The sequence below is a fragment of the Streptomyces sp. NPDC058221 genome (assembly GCF_042882365.1).
Classification (GTDB): domain Bacteria; phylum Actinomycetota; class Actinomycetes; order Streptomycetales; family Streptomycetaceae; genus Streptomyces.
Genome location: NZ_JBHVWF010000150.1, coordinates 1 through 18780 on the forward strand (window position 1 = coordinate 1; position 18780 = coordinate 18780).

15 protein-coding genes are annotated in these 18780 nt (G+C 71.5%); 11 read left to right on the forward strand and 4 right to left on the reverse strand.

The genetic code is table 11. From position 1 onward, the window contains the following. Positions 1-37: 37 nt before the first annotated feature. Together ACFVW8_RS32570 and ACFVW8_RS32575 are read right to left on the reverse strand one after the other, a co-directional pair. A complete protein-coding gene (locus ACFVW8_RS32570) occupies positions 38-2314 on the reverse strand; it encodes a helix-hairpin-helix domain-containing protein (RefSeq protein ID WP_389696420.1) in 2277 nt (758 codons plus the stop codon). Beyond that, a complete protein-coding gene (locus ACFVW8_RS32575) occupies positions 2311-3294 on the reverse strand; it encodes an aldo/keto reductase (RefSeq protein ID WP_389696422.1) in 984 nt (327 codons plus the stop codon). The genes ACFVW8_RS32570 and ACFVW8_RS32575 overlap by 4 nt, the downstream gene beginning before the upstream one ends. Before the next feature lie 140 nt (positions 3295-3434). On the opposite strand from ACFVW8_RS32575, the gene ACFVW8_RS32580 reads away from it, so the two are divergent. Both ACFVW8_RS32580 and ACFVW8_RS32585 read left to right on the forward strand, forming a co-directional pair. Then, positions 3435-4484 carry an LLM class F420-dependent oxidoreductase gene (locus ACFVW8_RS32580; protein WP_389696424.1) on the forward strand — a complete coding sequence of 350 codons (1050 nt, stop codon included), beginning with the start codon at positions 3435-3437 and terminating at the stop codon, positions 4482-4484. Between the two features lie 251 nt (positions 4485-4735). Beyond that, on the forward strand, positions 4736-5524 hold the full coding sequence (locus ACFVW8_RS32585; protein ID WP_389696426.1) for a ferritin-like domain-containing protein: 789 nt from the start codon (positions 4736-4738) through the stop codon (positions 5522-5524). 43 nt (positions 5525-5567) lie between these two features. Here ACFVW8_RS32585 and corA read toward each other — a convergent pair whose 3' ends face one another. Beyond that, entirely contained in the window at positions 5568-6563 is a 996-nt protein-coding gene (gene corA / locus ACFVW8_RS32590; protein WP_389696428.1) for a magnesium/cobalt transporter CorA, read from the reverse strand. A gap of 59 nt (positions 6564-6622) precedes the next feature. Here corA and ACFVW8_RS32595 point away from each other — a divergent pair, with 59 nt between their 5' ends. The 5 genes from ACFVW8_RS32595 to ACFVW8_RS32615 all read left to right on the forward strand — a co-directional run bounded on the left by ACFVW8_RS32595 (position 6623) and on the right by ACFVW8_RS32615 (position 13408). Continuing rightward, on the forward strand, positions 6623-7345 hold the full coding sequence (locus ACFVW8_RS32595; RefSeq protein WP_389696430.1) for a histidine phosphatase family protein: 723 nt from the start codon (positions 6623-6625) through the stop codon (positions 7343-7345). A 103-nt stretch (positions 7346-7448) separates the two neighbouring features. Next, a complete protein-coding gene (locus ACFVW8_RS32600; RefSeq protein ID WP_389696432.1) occupies positions 7449-8039 on the forward strand; it encodes a DUF3090 domain-containing protein in 591 nt (196 codons plus the stop codon). After that, positions 8003-8842 (forward strand): SCO1664 family protein, encoded by an 840-nt coding sequence (locus ACFVW8_RS32605; RefSeq protein WP_389696434.1) that lies wholly within the window; start codon positions 8003-8005, stop codon positions 8840-8842. Before ACFVW8_RS32600 ends, ACFVW8_RS32605 begins: the two co-directional genes overlap by 37 nt. Positions 8843-9021: 179 nt before the next feature. After that, positions 9022-10251, forward strand: coding sequence for a cysteine--1-D-myo-inosityl 2-amino-2-deoxy-alpha-D-glucopyranoside ligase (gene mshC / locus ACFVW8_RS32610; RefSeq protein ID WP_389696436.1), 1230 nt, complete (start codon positions 9022-9024; stop codon positions 10249-10251). A gap of 109 nt (positions 10252-10360) precedes the next feature. Continuing rightward, the gene (locus ACFVW8_RS32615) at positions 10361-13408 is read left to right on the forward strand and encodes an NPCBM/NEW2 domain-containing protein (RefSeq protein WP_389696438.1); all 3048 of its coding nucleotides are present in this window, start codon (positions 10361-10363) and stop codon (positions 13406-13408) included. Between the two features lie 109 nt (positions 13409-13517). Here ACFVW8_RS32615 and ACFVW8_RS32620 read toward each other — a convergent pair whose 3' ends face one another. After that, the gene (locus ACFVW8_RS32620; RefSeq protein WP_389696440.1) at positions 13518-14666 is read right to left on the reverse strand and encodes a PAC2 family protein; all 1149 of its coding nucleotides are present in this window, start codon (positions 14664-14666) and stop codon (positions 13518-13520) included. Between the two features lie 257 nt (positions 14667-14923). On the opposite strand from ACFVW8_RS32620, the gene ACFVW8_RS32625 reads away from it, so the two are divergent. The 4 genes from ACFVW8_RS32625 to ACFVW8_RS32640 form a co-directional block, all read left to right on the forward strand. Next, positions 14924-16261: an enolase C-terminal domain-like protein gene (locus tag ACFVW8_RS32625; protein ID WP_389696442.1), complete on the forward strand. Its 1338-nt coding sequence runs from the start codon at positions 14924-14926 to the stop codon at positions 16259-16261. Continuing rightward, positions 16258-17037, forward strand: coding sequence for an SDR family NAD(P)-dependent oxidoreductase (locus tag ACFVW8_RS32630; RefSeq protein WP_389696444.1), 780 nt, complete (start codon positions 16258-16260; stop codon positions 17035-17037). The genes ACFVW8_RS32625 and ACFVW8_RS32630 overlap by 4 nt, the downstream gene beginning before the upstream one ends. A 124-nt stretch (positions 17038-17161) precedes the next feature. Beyond that, the gene (locus tag ACFVW8_RS32635; protein ID WP_389696446.1) at positions 17162-18202 is read left to right on the forward strand and encodes a sugar ABC transporter substrate-binding protein; all 1041 of its coding nucleotides are present in this window, start codon (positions 17162-17164) and stop codon (positions 18200-18202) included. 2 nt (positions 18203-18204) lie between these two features. Then, a partial coding sequence (locus ACFVW8_RS32640) for an ATP-binding cassette domain-containing protein (protein WP_389696448.1) occupies positions 18205-18780 on the forward strand: 576 nt, incomplete at its 3' end.

Genomic DNA, 18780 nt, shown 5'->3' on the forward strand with positions numbered 1-18780 from the left:
GGGCGGATGCGCGACGCATCCGCCCGGCCGCCCGCTCTCACGTGTCGGACGCCTCCAGCAGCGTGCGCAGCCGCGTGGTGCGGTCCTGCGAGGGGGACTCGGCGACCGCACGGGGCAGGGCCTGGTCCACTCCGTGCACCACCGACAGATGCCGCTCACCCCTGCTGAACGCCGTGTAGACCCACGGGCGGCTGAGCCCCTGCGCCGCGTCACCCGGCAGCACCACGACCGCCGCGGGCCACCGCATGCCGGCCGCCTGATGGGCGCTGAGCGCCCAGGCGTGGCGCACGGACGCCTCCACCCGCTCCTGCGGTACGACGACCGGCGCCCCCGCACAGTCCAGGTGCAGGCCATCGGCGTCGGCCGAGACGATCACGCCCGGCACGGTCCTGCCCGGTGCCGGGACATACGCGATCCGGTCACCGGGGTCGAAGCCGCCGAACCGCCCGGGGCCGGGGTTGAGCCGCTGCTTGAGTGCCTCGTTCAGCGCCCGGGTGCCCGCAGAGCCGCCGTGGCCGACAGTGATCACCTGGGTGTCGGAGGACGGCACCCCGATGGCGCGCGGCACCGAGTCGGCGACCAGCTGCACCGTGCGGTGCACCGCCTCGCCCGCGTCACGCACGGGGACGATCACCACTTCCCTGCCCGGCGCCGCCACCTGGTTCAGCTCCCCGATGCCGATGCCCGAGACCAGCTCGCCGATCGGTCCGGGATCCGGTGTGCGCGAGACGATCTGCGGGCAGGCGCGGGCGGCCAGCACATCGGCGAACACCCGGCCCGCGCCGGCCGAGCCCAGCACGCCGGGATCGCCGCTGAGCACCAGACGAGTCCCGTCGGCGAGGGCCTCCACCAGCATCGCGCCGGTCTCGACATCGACCTGCGGGGCGTCCAGCACGACGAGCAGGTCGACGGCGACGGCCCCTTCCTCGTCCCGTCCGGGGCCCTCGGTGCCGGAGAGCAGCCCGGCCAGCGTGACGGCCGCCTGCGGCTCGTCCAGGGCCTGCGCCAGCCGCTGCCGGCCGTCCACGCTGTGGGTGGTGCCGAGCGCCCGCAGACCGAGGGCGCTCGCCGCCGCGATCAGCGCCGCGGGCTCGGCCCTGGCAGCCTCGCCGCCGGTGTGCGCCACGAGCCCGTGGGCCGCGGCCGTACGGATCAGCTCGGCGGCCGACGGGGAGGGCGCCGACTCGGCGGCCGCGGACCAGTCGGCATCCTTCTCCACCGCGTTCACCAGCCGGGCCAGCCCGTCCGCGAGGCTCTCCTCGGCCAGGGCGTACCGGTCGAGGCCGAGGAACACCTGCACCGGCTCCTGCGCGCCCTCGTCGGCCTCCGAGCCCGTTTCCGGGGCATCTGCGGGCTCCTCTGCCCCTTCGCCCTCGAGCTCGTCCTCCGGGCCGTCCCGGAAGACCAGCGCGACGCCCTCGGCGACGGCGTGCTGCACAGCCGCGTCGGGGTCGGTCACCGCTCGTCCGGCGAGCGCGGCCCGTACCTCCGTCGCGTCCAGCGCGGTGTGGCCCCGCAGTGCGGCACGCTCCAGCAGCCACCCGACCAGGGCCGCGGTGCGCCGATCGTCGTCCGGCCCGGATCCGGGCCCCAGCAGCGCCCGGGCGAAGCCGTCGGCCTGCTCCGGTGCGACGCCGGGGAGGGAGAGCAGCTGCCAGGGGTCCTCGCGCAGCACGTCGGCCGCCTGGGCGCCGAGGATCCCGGCGGCAGGGCCGGCCAGGCTCTCGGGAGCCCCGCCCGCGGCCAGTACGGAGGCCACGGCGGCGACCGCCTCCGGGGCGGCGCTGTGGGATGCGTGGGCGGGATCAGGGGCCGCCGTCCGCACCGGCGCGGGCTCCGGGGCGGTCCGGCGGGGGACGGCGGGTGCGGGGGAGTCGAAGAAGGCGGCGCCGGCCTTCTCGCCGCTCTCCACGGCGCGCACGGCGGCCAGCAGGTCGGCGGCCGGTCCGCTCAGCTTCGTACCGGCGGGGATGGGTCCTTCCTTCTCGGCCTTGCGCTTCTCGATCCGCTCCCGCAGCTCGCGCTGGGCGGCCAGCTCGGCCTCGGCCTCGGAGAGGGCCGGGGCAGCGGCGGCTTCGCCGTCGGAGCCCCCGTCCGTCCCCTCGGCGGTGTCCGGGGTGTCCGACGCGCCCTCCGCCGCGGCAGGCGTCTCCCCGTCACCACTGCCGTCGTCGGCAGCGGCCTCGGCGGCGGTCGACTCACCGCTCCCTGCGGCGGGTTCCTCGGCGGGGGCGGGCACGGGGGCGTCCGCGACAACGCTGTCGTCGTCGGTGGCCGAGGGGCCGGGGGATTCCCCCCGGGGAAGCGCAGTCACAGCGTGCTCCAGTCCTGGTCGGGATAGCGGTGCACGGGCGCCGACACATCGTCGAGCGCGCGGCAGATCTCGTCAGGAAGACTAAGCGCCTCCACTGACAATGCCTCCGTGAGCTGCTGCGCGTTGCGCGCGCCGACGATCGGGGCGACCACGCCCGGCCGGTCCCGCACCCAGGCGAGGGCGACCTGGAGCGCCGTCGTGGCCAGTCCGTCGGCCGCGGTCGCCACGGCGTCCACGATGCGGCTCGCCGGGTCGTCGAGATACGGCTCGACGAAGGGGGCCAGCAGTTCGGAGGCGCCGCGCGAGTCCGCCGGGGTGCCGGTGCGGTACTTGCCGGTCAGCACACCCCGGCCCAGGGGCGACGACGGCAGCAGCCCCACGCCGAGGTCGAGCGCGGCCGGCAACACCTCGCGCTCCACGCCCCGTTGCAGCAGCGAGTACTCCATCTGCGTACTGGCCAGCCGGGTCCGCAGGCCGGGCGAGGCGAGCTGCCAGGTCGCCGCCTTGGCCAGCTGCCATCCGCAGAAGTTCGACACGCCCGCGTACCGGGCACGCCCGCTGGACACCGCCAGGTCCAGCGCCTGGAGCGTCTCCTCCAGGGGTGTCACCGGGTCGAAGGCGTGCACCTGCCAGAGGTCCACATAGTCCGTGCCGAGCCGGGCCAGCGAGGCGTCGAGGGCGGCCAGCAGATGTCCGCGCGAGCCGTCGAACCTGCGGTACGGATCGGGCACACTGCCGGCCTTGGTGGCGATGACGAGATCACGCCGCGGCACCAGGCCCTCGACGAGGCGCCCGAGCAGGTACTCGGACTCGCCGCCGCCGTACACGTCCGCGGTGTCGACCAGGGTGCCGCCCACCTCCCAGAAGGCCTTCAGCTGCTCGGCAGCGTCGTGCTCGTCGGTGTCCCGGCCCCAGGTGAGGGTGCCGAGCCCGATCCGGGACACTCGAAGGCCGGTGCGGCCGAGATGCCTCTGCTCCATGGGCGCTGAGATTACTGGCCGCGGCTCCCCATCCGGCAGGGCTGTGGACAACCGGGGTCCGGGCCGCCACTGCCGGATCGCCTTCCCGCGCGCTAGAGTCCGGGGCACAGGGACGTTACTGATCAGTAAGGGGAGCGGCTATGCGGCTCGGCATCAATCTCGGTTACTGGGGCGCGGGTATGGACGGGGACAACCTCGCCGTCGCGCAGGAGGCCGACCGGCTCGGCTACGACGTCTGCTGGGCGGCCGAGGCCTACGGCTCCGACGTGCCCACCGTGCTGACCTGGGTGGCCGCACAGACCGAGTCCATCGACGTCGGCTCCGCCATCATGCAGATCCCGGCCCGTCAGCCCGCCATGACGGCGATGACCGCGGCCACCCTCGACTCGCTCTCCGGCGGCCGCTTCCGGCTCGGCCTCGGGGTGTCGGGACCGCAGGTCTCCGAGGGCTGGTACGGCGTCAAGTTCGACAAGCCGCTGGCCCGCACCCGGGAGTACGTGGAGATCGTCCGTAAGGCGATGACCCGCGAGCGGCTGTCGTACGAGGGACAGCACTGGACGCTCCCGCTGCCGGACGGGCCGGGCAAGCCGATCAAGCTGACCATCCACCCGCAGCGCGAGCACATCCCGCTGTACATCGCCGCGATCGGTCCGAAGAACCTGGAGCAGACCGGTGAGATCGCCGACGGCGCCCTGCTGATCTTCCCGTCGGCGGAACACCTCGAGGACACCGCGGTGAAGCACCTGCGGGCGGGCCGGGAGAAGGCCGGCAGGACCATGGAGGGCTTCGACGTCTGCCCGACCCTGCCGCTCGCGGTCGGCGACGACGTCAACGGCCTCGCCGACATGTTCCGGCCGTACACCGCGCTGTACGTCGGCGGCATGGGCAGCCCCAAGCAGAACTTCTACAACCAGCTCGCCCAGCGCATGGGGTACGAGAAGGAAGCCGCCGAGATCCAGGAGAAGTACCTGTCCGGCGACAAGAGCGGTGCGGCCGGCGCCGTACCGCACCAGCTGATCGACCAGACGACACTGCTCGGCTCGGTGGAACGGATCGCGGACCGGATGCAGGCGTACGCGGCCGCGGGCGTCACGACCCTGACCCTGGCCCCGGCAGGTTTCACCCTCGACGAGCGGATCGCCGCGCTGCGCGCCGGTACGGACGCCCTGGAGCGTGCCGGGCTCGCGTAGCAGGAGCCTGCCGTCCCGGCAGCGCTACGGCCGTGGTGGGGGCTCGGGGGCCTCCCCGCCACGGCCGTCACGCGGAACAACGCGGGCGGGGGCGATTGGGTTACGGGAGCTGCGCGGAAACGGTTCTCCGGGACGGGGGACGGAGCCGCGAGGGGCACTCGTTCGGCCCAGTCCCCGGGGCCTCCTGTTGCCCGTCCGGGCCGGGCGCATTTGACTGTCGCTCGGCGGACGCCGGCACGGAGGTGGCAGTGATGCTCTCGGCAAAGAACCTGTTCCAGGAGATTCTCGACGACGACGAGTCGTTCCGGCTGTTCTGCTCCATCGCCGCCGGCGGCGAGTCCCAGGGCGGCTGGGAGAACGGCCGCATCGCGGCCCTCGTCCCCGCGAGCCAGCGCACCCTCGCCCCGAAGATCGCCCGGCACGGCGCCGACGAGGACAAGCACGGCCGGATCTTCAACGCCCTGCTGAAGAAGCGTGGTCTGGCGCCCGTGGAGGTTCCGCACGAGACCGACTACACGATGCTCCTGGAGCGGTACGGCATCGGCCTGGCCCATGAGCAGCTCGGGCAGGAGGAGCCGCTCACCGAGCGCGACATCATCACCTACCTCGCGCACAGCCGGGTCACCGAACAGCGCGCGTCCGAGCAGATGCGGATGTTGCGCAGGTACTTCGCGGACCACCCCGACGTGGGCCGCGCGGTCAGGATGATCTCGAGCGACGAGGACAGCCACCTGGCGTACTGCCACGAGGAACTGCTGCGCTTCGCCAGGTCGGGACACGGCCGCACGATCCAGAGCATCCTGCGCGAGTGCGCGCTCGGCGAGATCCGGGTCTACCGCGACGTCAGCCTCGCCGTGATGGACCACATGGGCCGCATCCTGGGCTGGCCGCGCGTCAAGGCCGCGGTGCTGGCCGCGGGGATCCACGCCGTCTACGCGTACGAGCGCCTGGTGGGCTGGCGGCGCATGGTGAGCCTGGCACCGCCCGAGCGGCGCGACGCGCTGGGCGGTGCGGCCGTCCCGGCACCCGAGTTCGGCTGAGCCGGCCGCTTCTGCGGCAGAGCGGGCCGCGGCGCTTGAACGGTCAGAGCCAGCCGCGGCGCTTGAACTGGCGGTACAGGCCGAGGACCACGCCCGCCATCAGCAGGATCACCGCCGGATAGGCCCACGCCCAGCGCAGCTCCGGCATGTGCTTGAAGTTCATGCCGTAGATCCCCGCGACCATGGTCGGTACAGCGGCCATCGCCGCCCAGGCCGAGATCTTGCGCATGTCGTCGTTCTGCCGCACTCCCATCTGGGCGAGATGCGCGGACAGGATGTCGGAGAGCAGCCGGTCGAGTCCCTCCACCTGCTCGTTGGCGCGCGTCAGATGGTCCTGGACGTCCCGGAAGAACGGCTGCGAGTGCTCGTGGACGAAGGGCACCCCCGCGCTCGCGAGCCGGGCCATCGGGGCGGCCAGCGGAACGGTCGCCCGGCGGAACTCCAGTACCTGGCGCTTGAACGTGTAGATGCGGGCCGCGGTGTTCTTGGAGTCGCCGTTGGCGGTCGGGGCGAAGACCTGGGTCTCCAGCTCCTCCAGGTCGACCTGGAGTTCCCCCGCGACATCGATGTAGTGGTCCACGACGGCGTCGCTGACCGCGTAGAGCACCGCCGTGGGTCCGTGCTTGAGCACATCGGCCTCGGCCTCCAGCCGGCGGCGTACGGCGGCCAGCGGCGCCGCCTCGCCGTGCCGGACCGTCACGACGAACGAATCGCCTATGAACACCATCAGTTCGTCCGCGGAGACCGTGTCGGTCCCGTGGTCGTACATGACCGGTTTGATGACCACGAACAGCGAGTCGTCGTACACCTCCAGCTTCGGACGCTGGTGCGCCGCCAGGGCGTCCTCCACCGCCAGCGGGTGAAGTCCGAACTCGCTGCTGACCAGAGCGAACTCCTTCTCCGTGGGCTCGTGCAGGCCGATCCACAGGAACGCGTCACCGGTGGCCCGGGCCTCTTCGAGAGCATCGGAGAAGTCGGCGGGGCCGTCGGTGCGGCACCCGTCCCGGTAGATGGCGCAGTCCACAATCACGGCGCGCATTCTGCCCTGCTCCGGTCCCCGGCGCACCTTTGCCGGAGCGTCGGCCTACGCTGGCCGGTATGCCCACCCTGATCCTCGTACGCCACGGACGCTCCACCGCCAACACGGCCGGCGTGCTCGCGGGCCGGACGCCCGGTGTCGAGCTCGACGAGCGCGGCACCGAGCAGGCCGCGGCGCTTCCCGGACGGCTGGCCGCACTGCCGCTCGTCGCGGCCGTCAGCAGCCCCCTGCAGCGCTGTCACCAGACGCTGCAGCCACTGCTCGACGCCCGGCCCGGCCTGCCGCTGCACACCGAGGAGCGGATCAGCGAGTGCGACTACGGCGACTGGGCGGGCCGCAAGCTCGCGGAGCTCGTCGACGAACCGTTGATGACGGTCGTGCAGCAGCACCCGTCGGCGGCGGCGTTCCCCGGCGGCGAGTCGATGAGGGCGATGCAGGCGCGGGCCGTCGACGCGGTACGCGAGTGGAACGCGCGGATCGAGGCGGAGCACGGCGAGAACGCCGTCTACGTGATGTGTTCGCACGGCGACATCATCAAGTCCCTTGTCGCCGACGCGCTCGGCATGCATCTGGACCTCTTCCAGCGGATCCACGCCGACCCGTGCTCGGCCACCGCGATCCGCTACACCCGGCTGCGGCCGTTCCTGCTGAGGCTCGGGGACACGGGCGATCTCGCCCCCCTCGCGCCGCGCGAACCCGCCCCTGACTCCGGTGCCGGGACGGCCACGAAGGGCGGCGGGGAAGGGAACGCGGCGGTCGGCGGCGGCGCTGGGGCACCGTGATCGCTCCGCGCAGTAGGGTGGACGCGCCGTAGGCGCCTTTCCGGGAAACCCTCCCGGGCCCCGGCCGCCCCCCATCCGCGTCAAATCACAAGGGAGACAGGACGTGTCCCGTCAGGTGTTCCTCTACGACCCCCCGGACCGTTTCGTGGCCGGTACGGTCGGGCTGCCTGGACGTCGTACGTTCTTCCTGCAGGCATCCTCAGGCGGACGTGTCACCAGCGTGGCCCTGGAGAAGACCCAAGTCGCCGCCCTCGCAGAGCGGGTGGACGAACTGCTCGACGAAGTGGTCCGGCGCACCGGGGGGAACTCCCCGGTGCCGGCCGTGGTCCCGATGGACGTCACCGATACCGCTCCGCTCGACGTCCCCGTCGAGGAGGAGTTCCGGGTCGGCACGATGGCACTCGCCTGGGACGGCGAGGAGCAGCGCATGATCGTCGAGGCGCAGGCCCTGGTCGAACTGGACGCGGAATCCGTCGAGGATCTCGCCGAGGCCGAGGAACGGCTCCTCCAGGACGAGGAGAACGGCCCGCCGATGCTCCGGGTCCGGCTCAGCGGGGCGCAGGCCCGTGCCTTCGCCAAACGGGCCCTGGACGTCGTGAACGCCGGCCGCCCGCCGTGCCCCCTGTGCAGCCTCCCGCTCGATCCGGAAGGACACGTATGCCCGCGCCAGAACGGATACCGCCGCGGGGCCTGACCGACGCCGGACGGATGACCCTGCTCGGCAAGGGCGAGCTCACCGTCCTCGGACAGGTCCGCGGAGCATCCAACGCGGTGCTGTACTGCTCGGTCGCGTACGAGGGTGACGAGGCGCACTGCGTGTACAAGCCGGTCGCGGGTGAGCAGCCCCTGTGGGACTTCCCCGACGGCACCCTGGCCCAGCGCGAGGTGGCCGCCTACGAGGTCTCCGAGGCGACGGGGTGGGGCCTGGTGCCGCCGACCGTGCTGCGGGACGGCCCGTACGGCCAGGGCATGTGCCAGCTGTGGATCGAGGCGGCGCCGCAGGACGAGGACGGGGCGGGGCTGCTCGCGCTCGTCGAGGACGAGGAGCCGGGCGAGGGCTGGAAGGCCGTGGCCCTCGCCGAGGTGGGGGAGGGGAAGACCGCGCTGCTGGTGCATGCGGACGACTCCAGGCTGCGGCGGCTCGCCGTGCTCGACGCGGTGATCAACAACGGCGACCGGAAGGGCGGGCATCTGCTGCCGGCACCCGACGGCCGGCTGTACGGCATCGATCACGGCGTCACTTTCAACGCCGACGACAAGCTGCGCACCCTGCTCTGGGGCTGGGCGGGCGAGCCGTTGCCTGCGGAGGCGGTGGAGGTGCTGGACCGCCTGGCCGGCGAGCTGGAGCCGGGGGCAGGCCTGGTCACCCGGCTGGGCGAACTGATCACCGCGGCCGAGATCGAGGCCCTGCGGGCCCGCGTGGCGGGGCTGCGGTCCACCGGCCTGCACCGCGAGCCGAGCGGCGGGTGGCCGGCCATTCCGTGGCCGCCTGTGTAGGCGGGGCCCGGCGGTCGGGCCCCGCGGCATGACCGCCCGCGGACGGGGCCCGGACGGCCGGTGAGCCGGGGCCCCGGAGGGGGCGGGACAACTTTCGGGGCCGCGCGCAAGAGGGCCTCTTCGGACAGGATCCCCCCTCCGGTTCGTATCCGGAAGCTGCGTCCGGTTACGCTCGTTGCATGCATGCCTGGCCCGCTTCTGAGGTCCCCGCCCTGCCTGGCAAGGGCCGCGACCTTCGGATCCACGACACCGCGACCGGCGGACGGATCACCCTTGACCCCGGTCCCGTCGCCCGCATCTATGTCTGCGGCATCACGCCGTACGACGCGACCCATATGGGTCATGCGGCGACCTACAACGCGTTCGACCTTGTTCAGCGCGTGTGGCTCGACACCAAGCGGCAGGTTCACTATGTCCAGAACGTGACCGACGTGGACGATCCGCTACTGGAGCGGGCCGTGCGCGACGGTCAGGACTGGACCGAGCTCGCCGAGCGCGAGACGGCCCTGTTCCGTGAGGACATGACTGCCCTGCGCATGCTCCCGCCGCAGCACTACATCGGAGCCGTCGAGGCGATACCCGGCATCGTGCCGCTCGTCGAACGACTCCGGGACGCGGGCGCCGCCTACGACCTCGACGGAGACGTCTACTTCTCCGTCGACACCGACCCGCACTTCGGCCAGGTCTCCAACCTCGACGCCGAGGCGATGCGGCTGCTCTCCGCCGAACGCGGCGGTGACCCGGAGCGCCCCGGCAAGAAGAACCCGCTCGACCCGATGCTCTGGATGGCCGCCCGTGCGGGCGAGCCGAGCTGGGACGGCGGCTCCCTCGGCGCCGGCCGGCCCGGCTGGCACATCGAGTGCGTCGCCATCGCCCTGGACCACCTGGGGATGGGCTTCGACGTCCAGGGAGGCGGCTCCGACCTCGCCTTCCCGCACCACGAGATGGGCGCCTCGCACGCCCAGGTGCTGACCGGCGAGCACCCGTTCGCCCAGGCGTACGTGCACGCCGGCATGGTCGGCCTGGACGGCGAGAAGATGTCCAAGTCCAAGGGGAACCTGGTCTTCGTCTCGGCGCTGCGCCGCGACGGTGTGGACCCGGCGGCGATCAGGCTGGCGCTGCTCTCGCACCACTACCGCTCCGACTGGGAGTGGACCGGCCAGGTGCTCGCCGATGCGGTGGACCGGCTCGCCCGCTGGCGCGCCGCCGTCTCGCGGCCCGACGGGCTGTCCGCCGACGCGCTGGTCGAGGAGGTCCGCGAGGCCCTCGCCGACGATCTGGACACCCCGGCCGCCCTGGCCGCCGTGGACCGCTGGGCCGAGCGCCAGAACGCCGGAGGCGGCGCGGACGAGGGAGCGCCGGGACTCGTCTCGCGCACCGTCGACGCACTGCTCGGTGTCGCGCTGTAACTGCCTGCCGCATTACGCCCGTTCGCCGGCCCCTAACTTCTTGATGAAGTTCGGGGCCGGTTCCGTTTTGTCCATGGTCAAATGCTCGATGCTGCGCTAAAAGCGCTCTATGCAATCATCAACGCGCATCAGAACGGCAGTTGTTGCAGCGCTGCTGGGACTGTTCGCCGTCCTCTCGGGACCGGGCGGTGCGGCGGCGGATCCGGCCGCACCCGACGGGACGACGGTCGGCGACCTCACCGGCTTCTCCGCCGACGGCCCCGTCTACCACCTGCGTGCGGGCACCGCCGAGGCCCGTGTCAGCTTCGTCTCCGACGAGACCTTCCGGATCGAACTCGCACCGGACGGCACGTTCTCCGACCCCGCCGGCGACGCCATCGTGCTGCCCCAGGGATCGCCGCCCCGCACCCGCTGGAAGGAGCGCGGCGACCGCTACGACCTCTCCACCGGCGCCATCACGCTGCGTGCCTACAAGTCGCCTCTGCGGTTCGCCCTCTACCGGGCCGACGGCAGCCAGGTGTGGTCCGAGGCCAAGGGGCTGAGCTGGGACGGCGAGAAGACCACCCAGACCCTCGCGCGCGGCGGCGACGAGCAGTTCTACGGCGCCGGTATGCAGAACGGCCGCGGCAACACCTCGCACCGGGACCAGACGGTCGAGGTCGGCGTCGACTACAACTGGGACGACGGCGGCCACCCCAACTCGGTGCCGTTCTATCTCTCGTCGGCCGGCTACGGCGTGTTCCGCAACACCTTCGCACCCAATACCTATGCCTTCACCGACCCGGTGACCACCAGCGCCCAGGAGCAGCGCTTCGACGCCTACTACTTCGCCGGTGACAGCGCCAAGGACGTCATAGGCCAGTACACGAAGCTCACCGGCAAGCCGTTCCTGCCGCCGGTGTACGGCATGGAGATCGGCGACTCCGACTGCTACCTGCACAACGCCAACCGCGGCGAGCGCCGCACCAAGGACTCGCTGAAGGTCGCCGACGGCTACGTCGACAACGACATGCCGAACGGCTGGATGCTCGTCAACGACGGCTACGGCTGCGGTTACGAGGACCTCGCGGAGACCGCCGAGGGCCTGAAGGACCGTGACATGGAGCTCGGCCTGTGGACCGAGGACGGCATCGACAAGCTCGGTGACCAGGTCAAGGCGGGCCAGCGCGTCGCCAAGCTGGACGTGGCCTGGGTCGGCGACGGCTACAAGTTCGCCCTGGACGGCTGCAAGGACGCCTACAAGGGCATCGAGGACAACAGCGACGCCCGCGGCTTCACCTACGCCCCCGAGAGCTGGTCGGGCGCCCAGCGCTGCGGAGTCCAGTGGTCCGGCGACCAGTCCGGCACCTGGGACTACATCCGCTGGCAGATCCCGACCTACGCGGGCGCCACGATGTCCGGCCTCGCCTACACCACGGGTGACGTCGACGGCATCTTCGGCGGCAGCGCCAAGACGTACACCCGTGACCTCCAGTGGAAGATGTTCCTGGGGACCACGATGACCATGGACGGCTGGGCGGCCGACGACAAGCAGCCCTTCCGCTACGGGGAGCCGTACACCTCCATCAACCGCGACTACCTCAAGCTGAAGGAGTCGCTGCTGCCCTACCAGTACTCCTACGCGCACGAGGCGACGAAGACCGGTGTAGGAATGGTCCGGCCGCTGGTGCTGGAGTACCCGGACGACCCGAAGGCCGCGACGGACGCGGCGAAGTACGAGTTCATGTCCGGTGAGGACTTCCTCGTCGCCCCGGTCTACCAGGACAGCACCGAGCGCGACGGCATCTATCTGCCCAAGGGCACCTGGACCGACTACTGGACCGGGCGGACCTACCGGGGCCCGGTCACCGTCGACGACTACAGCGCCCCGCTCGACACCCTGCCGCTGTTCGTCAAGGGCGGCGCCAGTGTGCCGATGTGGCCGGGCATCCGCTCGTACAAGGACCGCACCGCCGGTTCCTCGCTCGCCTGGGACATCTACCCGCAGGGCACGTCCTCGTTCACGCTGTACGAGGACGACGGCGTGACCCGGCAGCACCGCGACGGCGCGTACGCCACGCAGACCGCCGACGTCCGTGCGCCGGCCGAGGGCGCGGGTGACGTCACCGTCAACATCGGTGCGAGCAAGGGGAAGTTCACGGGCAAGCAGAGCAGCCGCCCGTACGATTTCAGCGTGCACACCGGATCCGAGCCCAGCGCGGTGAAGCTCGCGGGCAAGCTGCCCCGGCTCGGCTCGGCCGCCGCGTACGCATCGGCGAAGCAGGGCTGGTGGTACGACCGCGACGACCGGGGCGGCGTGGTCAAGATCAAGACCGCACCGCTGTCCACGGGCAGTAAGTTCTCGGTGAAGCTGGAGAACACCAGCGCGGTCGGCGGCCGGAACGCGGCGGCGACGGCCACGGTCTCCGCGCCGCAGGGACAGGAGATCGGCGCGGGGGCCCCGGCCACCGTCGACGTCGACGTCACCGCGGGCCGGAGCGATGTCACGGACGCCACGGTCTCGCTGGACGTCCCCGAGGGCTGGCAGGTCACCCCGGCCCCCGCCGTGCACCGGATCCCGGCGGGCACCACCCGGCGGGTCGAGGTGTCGGTCACCCCGGCGAAGGACGCGGCTGTGGGGGAGGCCCGGATCACCGCGCTCGCCCGCTACCGCTCGGCGGGCGAATCCCGCACGGCCGTTCAGCGGATCGCCGCCGCGGTGATGCCGCCGCCCCCCACAGGTGAGGCGTGGGCGAGCGACATGAAGTGGCTGACGTCGGTCAACGGCTACGGTCCGGCGGAGCGCGACCGCAGCAACGGCGAATCGGGCGCGGAGGACGGCAAGCCCCTCACGCTGGACGGGAAGGTGTACGAGAAGGGGATCGGGACCCACGCCGACTCCGGCATCGAGGTCTATCTCGGCGGACGCTGCTCGAAGTTCACCGCGGATGCCGGGATCGACGACGAGATCGACGGATACGGCGAGGTGGAGTTCTCCGTCGAGGCCGACGGCAAGGTGCTGTGGACCTCGCCGAAGGTGACCGGGGCGTCCGCCGCCGTTCCGGTCGATGTGCCGCTCGACGGTGCGCGCCATGTCCGTCTGAAGGTCACGGACACCAACGCGTCCAAGACCGGCGACCACGGCGACTGGGGCGCCGCGCGCTTCACCTGCGCCTGATGCCCGCGGCCGCACCCTGATGCCCGCACCGAAAGGGGGGAGCCGGGCGGGTACGCACCCGCCCGGCTCCCGGCTGTCCGGACCGGACTTCCGCGCCCGGCTGTCCCGGTCAGTCCTCCGACGAATTCTCCGGCGAGTCCTCCGGCGGATCCTGGTCCTGCGAGGCCCCGCCCGAGTTGTCCTCGGGCTTGTCGTCCGGCGGGTTCTGCGGACCGCCGGCCCCGCTCTCGCGGCCGCCCTCCGTGCCGTCAGCCGGTGCGGGCCCCGGCGCGGGGCCGGCACCGGATCCGGTCACCGGCCCCGGACCGGTCTCCGGCCGGGTCGGCTTCGGCGGCCTGGTCCGGCCGCTGGAGGTGTCCCGCAGATACGAGCTGTCGCCGCTCTCCGTCGCATGCCCGCCCGGTCCGGAAAGCGGCCCCGGGTCCCGGCGGCGCAGATAGCGCTCGAACTCCCGGGCGATCGCCTCGCCGCTCGCCTCGGGAAGCTCCGCGGTATCCCGCGCCTCCTCCAGCGTCTGCACGTACTCCGCCACTTCGCTGTCCTCGGCGGCCAGTTGGTCCACCCCGAGCTGCCAGGCGCGGGCGTCCTCGGCCAGTTCGCCCAGCGGGATGCGCAAGCCGATCAGATCCTCCAGGCGGTTCAGCAGCGCCAGCGTGGCCTTCGGGTTGGGCGGCTGCGACACATAGTGCGGCACCGCCGCCCACAGGCTCACCGCGGGCACGCCCGCGTGGGTGCAGGCCTCCTGGAGGATGCCGACGATGCCGGTCGGCCCCTCGTACCTCGTCTCCTCCAGGTCCATGGTCCGCGCCAGGTCCGGATCGGACGTGACGCCGCTGACCGGTACCGGGCGGGTGTGCGGGGTGTCGCCGAGCAGCGCACCGAGCACCACCACCATCTCCACGCCCAGCTCATGGGCGAAGCCCAGGATCTCGTTGCAGAACGAGCGCCAGCGCATGGAGGGCTCGATGCCCCGGACCAGCACGAGGTCGCGGGGCTTGTCCCCGCCGATGCGGACCACGGAGAGCCGGGTGGTCGGCCAGGTGACCTTGCGCACCCCGCCGTCCAGCCACACCGTCGGGCGGTTGACCTGGAAGTCGTAGTAGTCCTCGGCGTCCAGCGCCGCGAACACCTCGCCCTTCCACTCCCGGTCCAGGTGCGCGACCGCTGTGGAAGCGGCATCACCTGCGTCGTTCCACCCCTCGAACGCGGCCACCATGACCGGGTCGATCAGCTCGGGAACCCCCTCGAGCTCGATCACCCAGGCCTCCTTCCGAAGTTCCCTTGCGTACGGAACAACCTTACGGCTTCCGGCCACTCCCGCCGCAGCCCCTGTTCACAGCGGGGTGAACCCGGGCCACCGGGGTGCATCACCGGTCGAATCAGGGCATCAGTCACGCCATACATCCGAGCTGTGTACAGCCAATTTCGGTTCAGCCCTGGACGTTGGCCCCTTCGGGGCGTTATACATCGGATGACCAGAGCAGAGGTCCGATGTTATTTCCCCTGGGGGCGCGCATGAGTCAGACCGTCACGGATTTCGAGGTTCACGACATCCGTTTTCCGACCTCGGAACAACTGGACGGCTCGGACGCCATGAACCCCGATCCCGACTACTCGGCCGCCTATGTCGTCCTGCGTACCGATGCCGCGGACGGCGACGGTGGCGGTATCGAGGGACATGGCTTCTGTTTCACGATCGGGCGCGGCAACGAGGTGATGGCCGCCGCCATCCAGGCGCTGCGGTCCTATGTGGTCGGGCGCCCCGTGCCCCGCACCGCGGCCGACCTCGGCGCGCTGTACCGCGATCTCACTCACGATTCGCAACTGCGCTGGCTGGGGCCCGAGAAGGGCGTGATGCACATGGCGGCCGGCGCGGTCGTCAACGCCGCCTGGGACCTGGCGGCGAAGCGGGCGGACAGACCTGTCTGGCAGTTCCTGGCCGAGATGACGCCGGAGGAGCTCGTCTCCCTCGTCGACTTCCGGTATCTGAGCGACGCCCTCACCCCCGAGGAGGCGCTCGCGATCCTGCGCGCCGCCGAACCGGGCCGGGCCGAGCGGGCCGAACGGCTGCGCGCCGAGGGCTACCCCGCCTACACGACCTCGCCCGGCTGGCTCGGCTACTCCGACGACAAGCTGGTCAGGCTGGCCAAGGAGGCCGTCGCCGACGGCTTCACCCAGATCAAGCTGAAGGTCGGCGGTGACCTGGACGACGACATCCGCAGGCTCGGGCTCGCCCGTGAGGCCGTGGGCGACGACGTACGGATCGCGGTCGACGCCAACCAGCGCTGGGACGTCGCCGACGCGGTGACGTGGATGACCGCGCTCGCGCCGTACGACCCGCACTGGATCGAGGAGCCCACCAGCCCCGACGACGTCCTCGGCCACGCCGCCGTGCGCGCCGGGCAGCCGGTGAAGGTAGCCACCGGGGAACACGTCGCCAACCGGGTCGTGTTCAAGCAGCTGCTCCAGGCCGGCGCGGTCGACTTCGTCCAGATCGACGCGGCACGGGTCGCCGGCGTCAACGAGAACCTGGCGATCCTGCTGCTCGCCGCCAAGTACGGCGTGCCGGTCTGCCCGCACGCGGGCGGCGTCGGCCTGTGCGAACTGGTGCAGCATCTCTCGATGTTCGACTATGTGGCCGTCTCCGGCACCTGGGAGAACCGGGTGATCGAATACGTCGACCATCTGCACGAACATTTCGTCGACCCCACCGTGATCGAATCGGGCCGCTACCGGGCCCCGGTGTCCCCGGGCTTCTCCGGCCAGATGTTCCCTGCTTCGATCGCTGCACACCGCTATCCGGAGGGCCCCGTATGGCAGGCCCGCCGCACGACTGAGGAGGACGGCCGATGACCGGCACACGCGACTTCGAGGGGATGAACGCCCTGGTGACGGGCGGGGCCTCCGGTATCGGAGCCGCCGTCGCGGCCATGCTGCTGGAGCGAGGCGCCCGGGTGGCCGTCCTCGACCGGGAGACGTCGGGCGCCCCCGAGGGCACCCTCGCCGTGAAGGCGGACGTCACCGACGACACAGCCGTGCGCGAGGCCGTCGACCGCGCGGCGGCCGAACTGGGCTCCCTGCACACGCTCGTGTCGAACGCGGGCATCGGCTCCATCGGCTCCGTCGAGGACAACGACGACGACGAGTGGACCAGGGTCCTGGACATCAACGTCCTCGGCATGGTCCGCACCGCCCGTCACGCCCTGCCTCATCTGCGGCGCGCCGCGGCCGAGCGGCCCGGCGCCGTCTCGATCACCCACACCTGTTCGATCGCGGCGACCGCCGGGCTGCCGCAGCGCGCCCTGTACAGCGCGAGCAAGGGCGCCGTCCTCTCGCTGACCCTGGCCATGGCGGCCGACCACGTCCGCGAGGGCGTCCGGGTCAACTGCGTCAACCCGGGTACCGCGGACACCCCGTGGGTCGGCCGGCTGCTCGGCCAGGCCGACGACCCGGCCGCCGAACGCGCGGCCCTCAACGCCCGTCAGCCGCTGGGCCGGCTGGTCTCCGCCGACGAGGTGGCCGCCGCGATCGTCTACCTCGCCAGTCCCGCCGCGGCCTCCGTGACAGGCACCGCACTGGCCGTCGACGGCGGCATGCAGGGCCTGCGCCTGCGCCCCGCCGACAGCTGACCGCAAGGGCGGCGGCCCGAGCCGAACCACCGGGGCCGCCCTCCTCGCACCAACCGCACCCCCTGCGACCCAGCACATGCCAACAGATCTCCGAGCCGGTACTCCACAAAGGAACGGGACACCAATGAGAGTGCGTACGACGAGTGCGGCAGCCTGCGCCGTACTGCTGGCCGTCACTGCCCTCGCGGGCTGCAACCGCGAATCGTCGGACGACGGTGCGGGTGGCGGGAAGGTGGGCATCGACCTGCCGCGCAGCGACAGCGACTTCTGGAACTCCTACCAGAACTACATCGAGAAGGGGGTCAAGGGCGGTGAGGTCAAGGCGCTGCCGCTGACCAACTCGCAGAACGACATCGGCAAGCTGGTCGCCAACGTCCAGACCTTCAGCGACCAGGGCGCCAAGGCGGTGGTGATGGCCCCGCAGGACACCGGGGCGATAGCCGAGTCGCTCAGCAACCTGAACGAGAAGAAGATCCCCGTCGTCAGCGTCGACACCCGCCCCGACAAGGGCGACATCTACATGGTGGTGCGGGCCGACAACAAGGCGTACGGGACCAACGCCTGCAAGTACCTCGGCAAGCAGCTCAAGGGCAAGGGCAAGGTCGTCGAGTTCCAGGGCGACCTCTCCTCGATCAACGGCCGCGACCGGTCCGAGGCCTTCAAGACCTGCATGGACAAGGACTTCCCCGGCATCAAGGTGTTCGAGCTCGCCACCGACTGGAAGGGTGACGTCGCCTCCGCGAAGCTCCAGTCGACGCTGGCCGCCCACCCCGACATCAACGGCATCTACATGCAGGCCGGCGGGGTCTTCCTGCAGCCGACCCTCGCGCTCCTGGAGCAGAAGAAGCTGCTGAAGCCGGCCGGCTCGCCGGGCCACATCACCATCATCTCCAACGACGGCATCCCGGAGGAGTTCGACGCCATCAAGGCCGGGAAGATCGACGCGACGATCTCCCAGCCCGCCGACCTGTACGCGAAGTACGCGCTCTACTACGCGAAGGCGGCACTGGACGGGAAGACCTTCAAGGCGGGTCCGACCGACCACGACTCCACCATCATCAAGATCCCGAACGGCCTCGAGGACCAGCTCCCCGCGCCGCTGGTGACCAAGGACAACGTCGACGACCCGAAGCTGTGGGCCAACCAGCTGGAGAAGAAGAAGTAGCCATGGACCAGGGACCACCACCTGCCGTACAGGCACAAGGCGTTGTCAAACGCTTCGGACCGACCGTCGCGCTCGACGGGGTGCAGCTCACCGTGCGGCCCGGTGAGTCGCACGCCCTCGTCGGCCGCAACGGCGCGGGCAAGTCGACCCTGGTCAGCGTGCTGACCGGACTTCACAAGGCGGACGCAGGCACGGTCACCTTCGGCGGGGAGCCCGCGCCCGCCTTCGGGGACACCACGGCCTGGCAGTCGAAGGTCGCCTGCGTCTACCAGAAGTCCATGGTCGTCCCCGATCTGACCGTCGCCGAGAACCTCTTCCTCAACCGGTTCGACGACAACACCCGCTGGATCAGCTGGGGACGGCTGCGCAAGCGCGCGCAGCAGCTCCTCGCCGACTACGGCGTTCAGGTCGACCCGGACACCCGGGCGCGCGATCTCGCCGTCGAGCAGCGGCAGTTCGTCGAGATCGCCCGGGCGCTGTCCTTCGGCGCCCGGCTGATCATCCTCGACGAGCCGACCGCCCAGCTCGATGCCCGGGGCATCGGCCGGCTCTTCGACAAGCTGCGGGAACTGCAGAGC

Coding starts and splice junctions, on each gene's coding strand:
- ACFVW8_RS32625 (WP_389696442.1), top strand. CDS start 14,924: ATGAGTCAGACCGTCACGGATTTCGAGGTTCACGACATCCGTTTTCCG.
- ACFVW8_RS32630 (WP_389696444.1), top strand. CDS start 16,258: ATGACCGGCACACGCGACTTCGAGGGGATGAACGCCCTGGTGACGGGC.
- corA (WP_389696428.1), bottom strand. CDS start 6,563: ATGCGCGCCGTGATTGTGGACTGCGCCATCTACCGGGACGGGTGCCGC.
- ACFVW8_RS32585 (WP_389696426.1), top strand. CDS start 4,736: ATGCTCTCGGCAAAGAACCTGTTCCAGGAGATTCTCGACGACGACGAG.
- ACFVW8_RS32615 (WP_389696438.1), top strand. CDS start 10,361: ATGCAATCATCAACGCGCATCAGAACGGCAGTTGTTGCAGCGCTGCTG.
- mshC (WP_389696436.1), top strand. CDS start 9,022: ATGCATGCCTGGCCCGCTTCTGAGGTCCCCGCCCTGCCTGGCAAGGGC.
- ACFVW8_RS32635 (WP_389696446.1), top strand. CDS start 17,162: ATGAGAGTGCGTACGACGAGTGCGGCAGCCTGCGCCGTACTGCTGGCC.
- ACFVW8_RS32575 (WP_389696422.1), bottom strand. CDS start 3,294: ATGGAGCAGAGGCATCTCGGCCGCACCGGCCTTCGAGTGTCCCGGATC.
- ACFVW8_RS32595 (WP_389696430.1), top strand. CDS start 6,623: ATGCCCACCCTGATCCTCGTACGCCACGGACGCTCCACCGCCAACACG.
- ACFVW8_RS32580 (WP_389696424.1), top strand. CDS start 3,435: ATGCGGCTCGGCATCAATCTCGGTTACTGGGGCGCGGGTATGGACGGG.
- ACFVW8_RS32605 (WP_389696434.1), top strand. CDS start 8,003: ATGCCCGCGCCAGAACGGATACCGCCGCGGGGCCTGACCGACGCCGGA.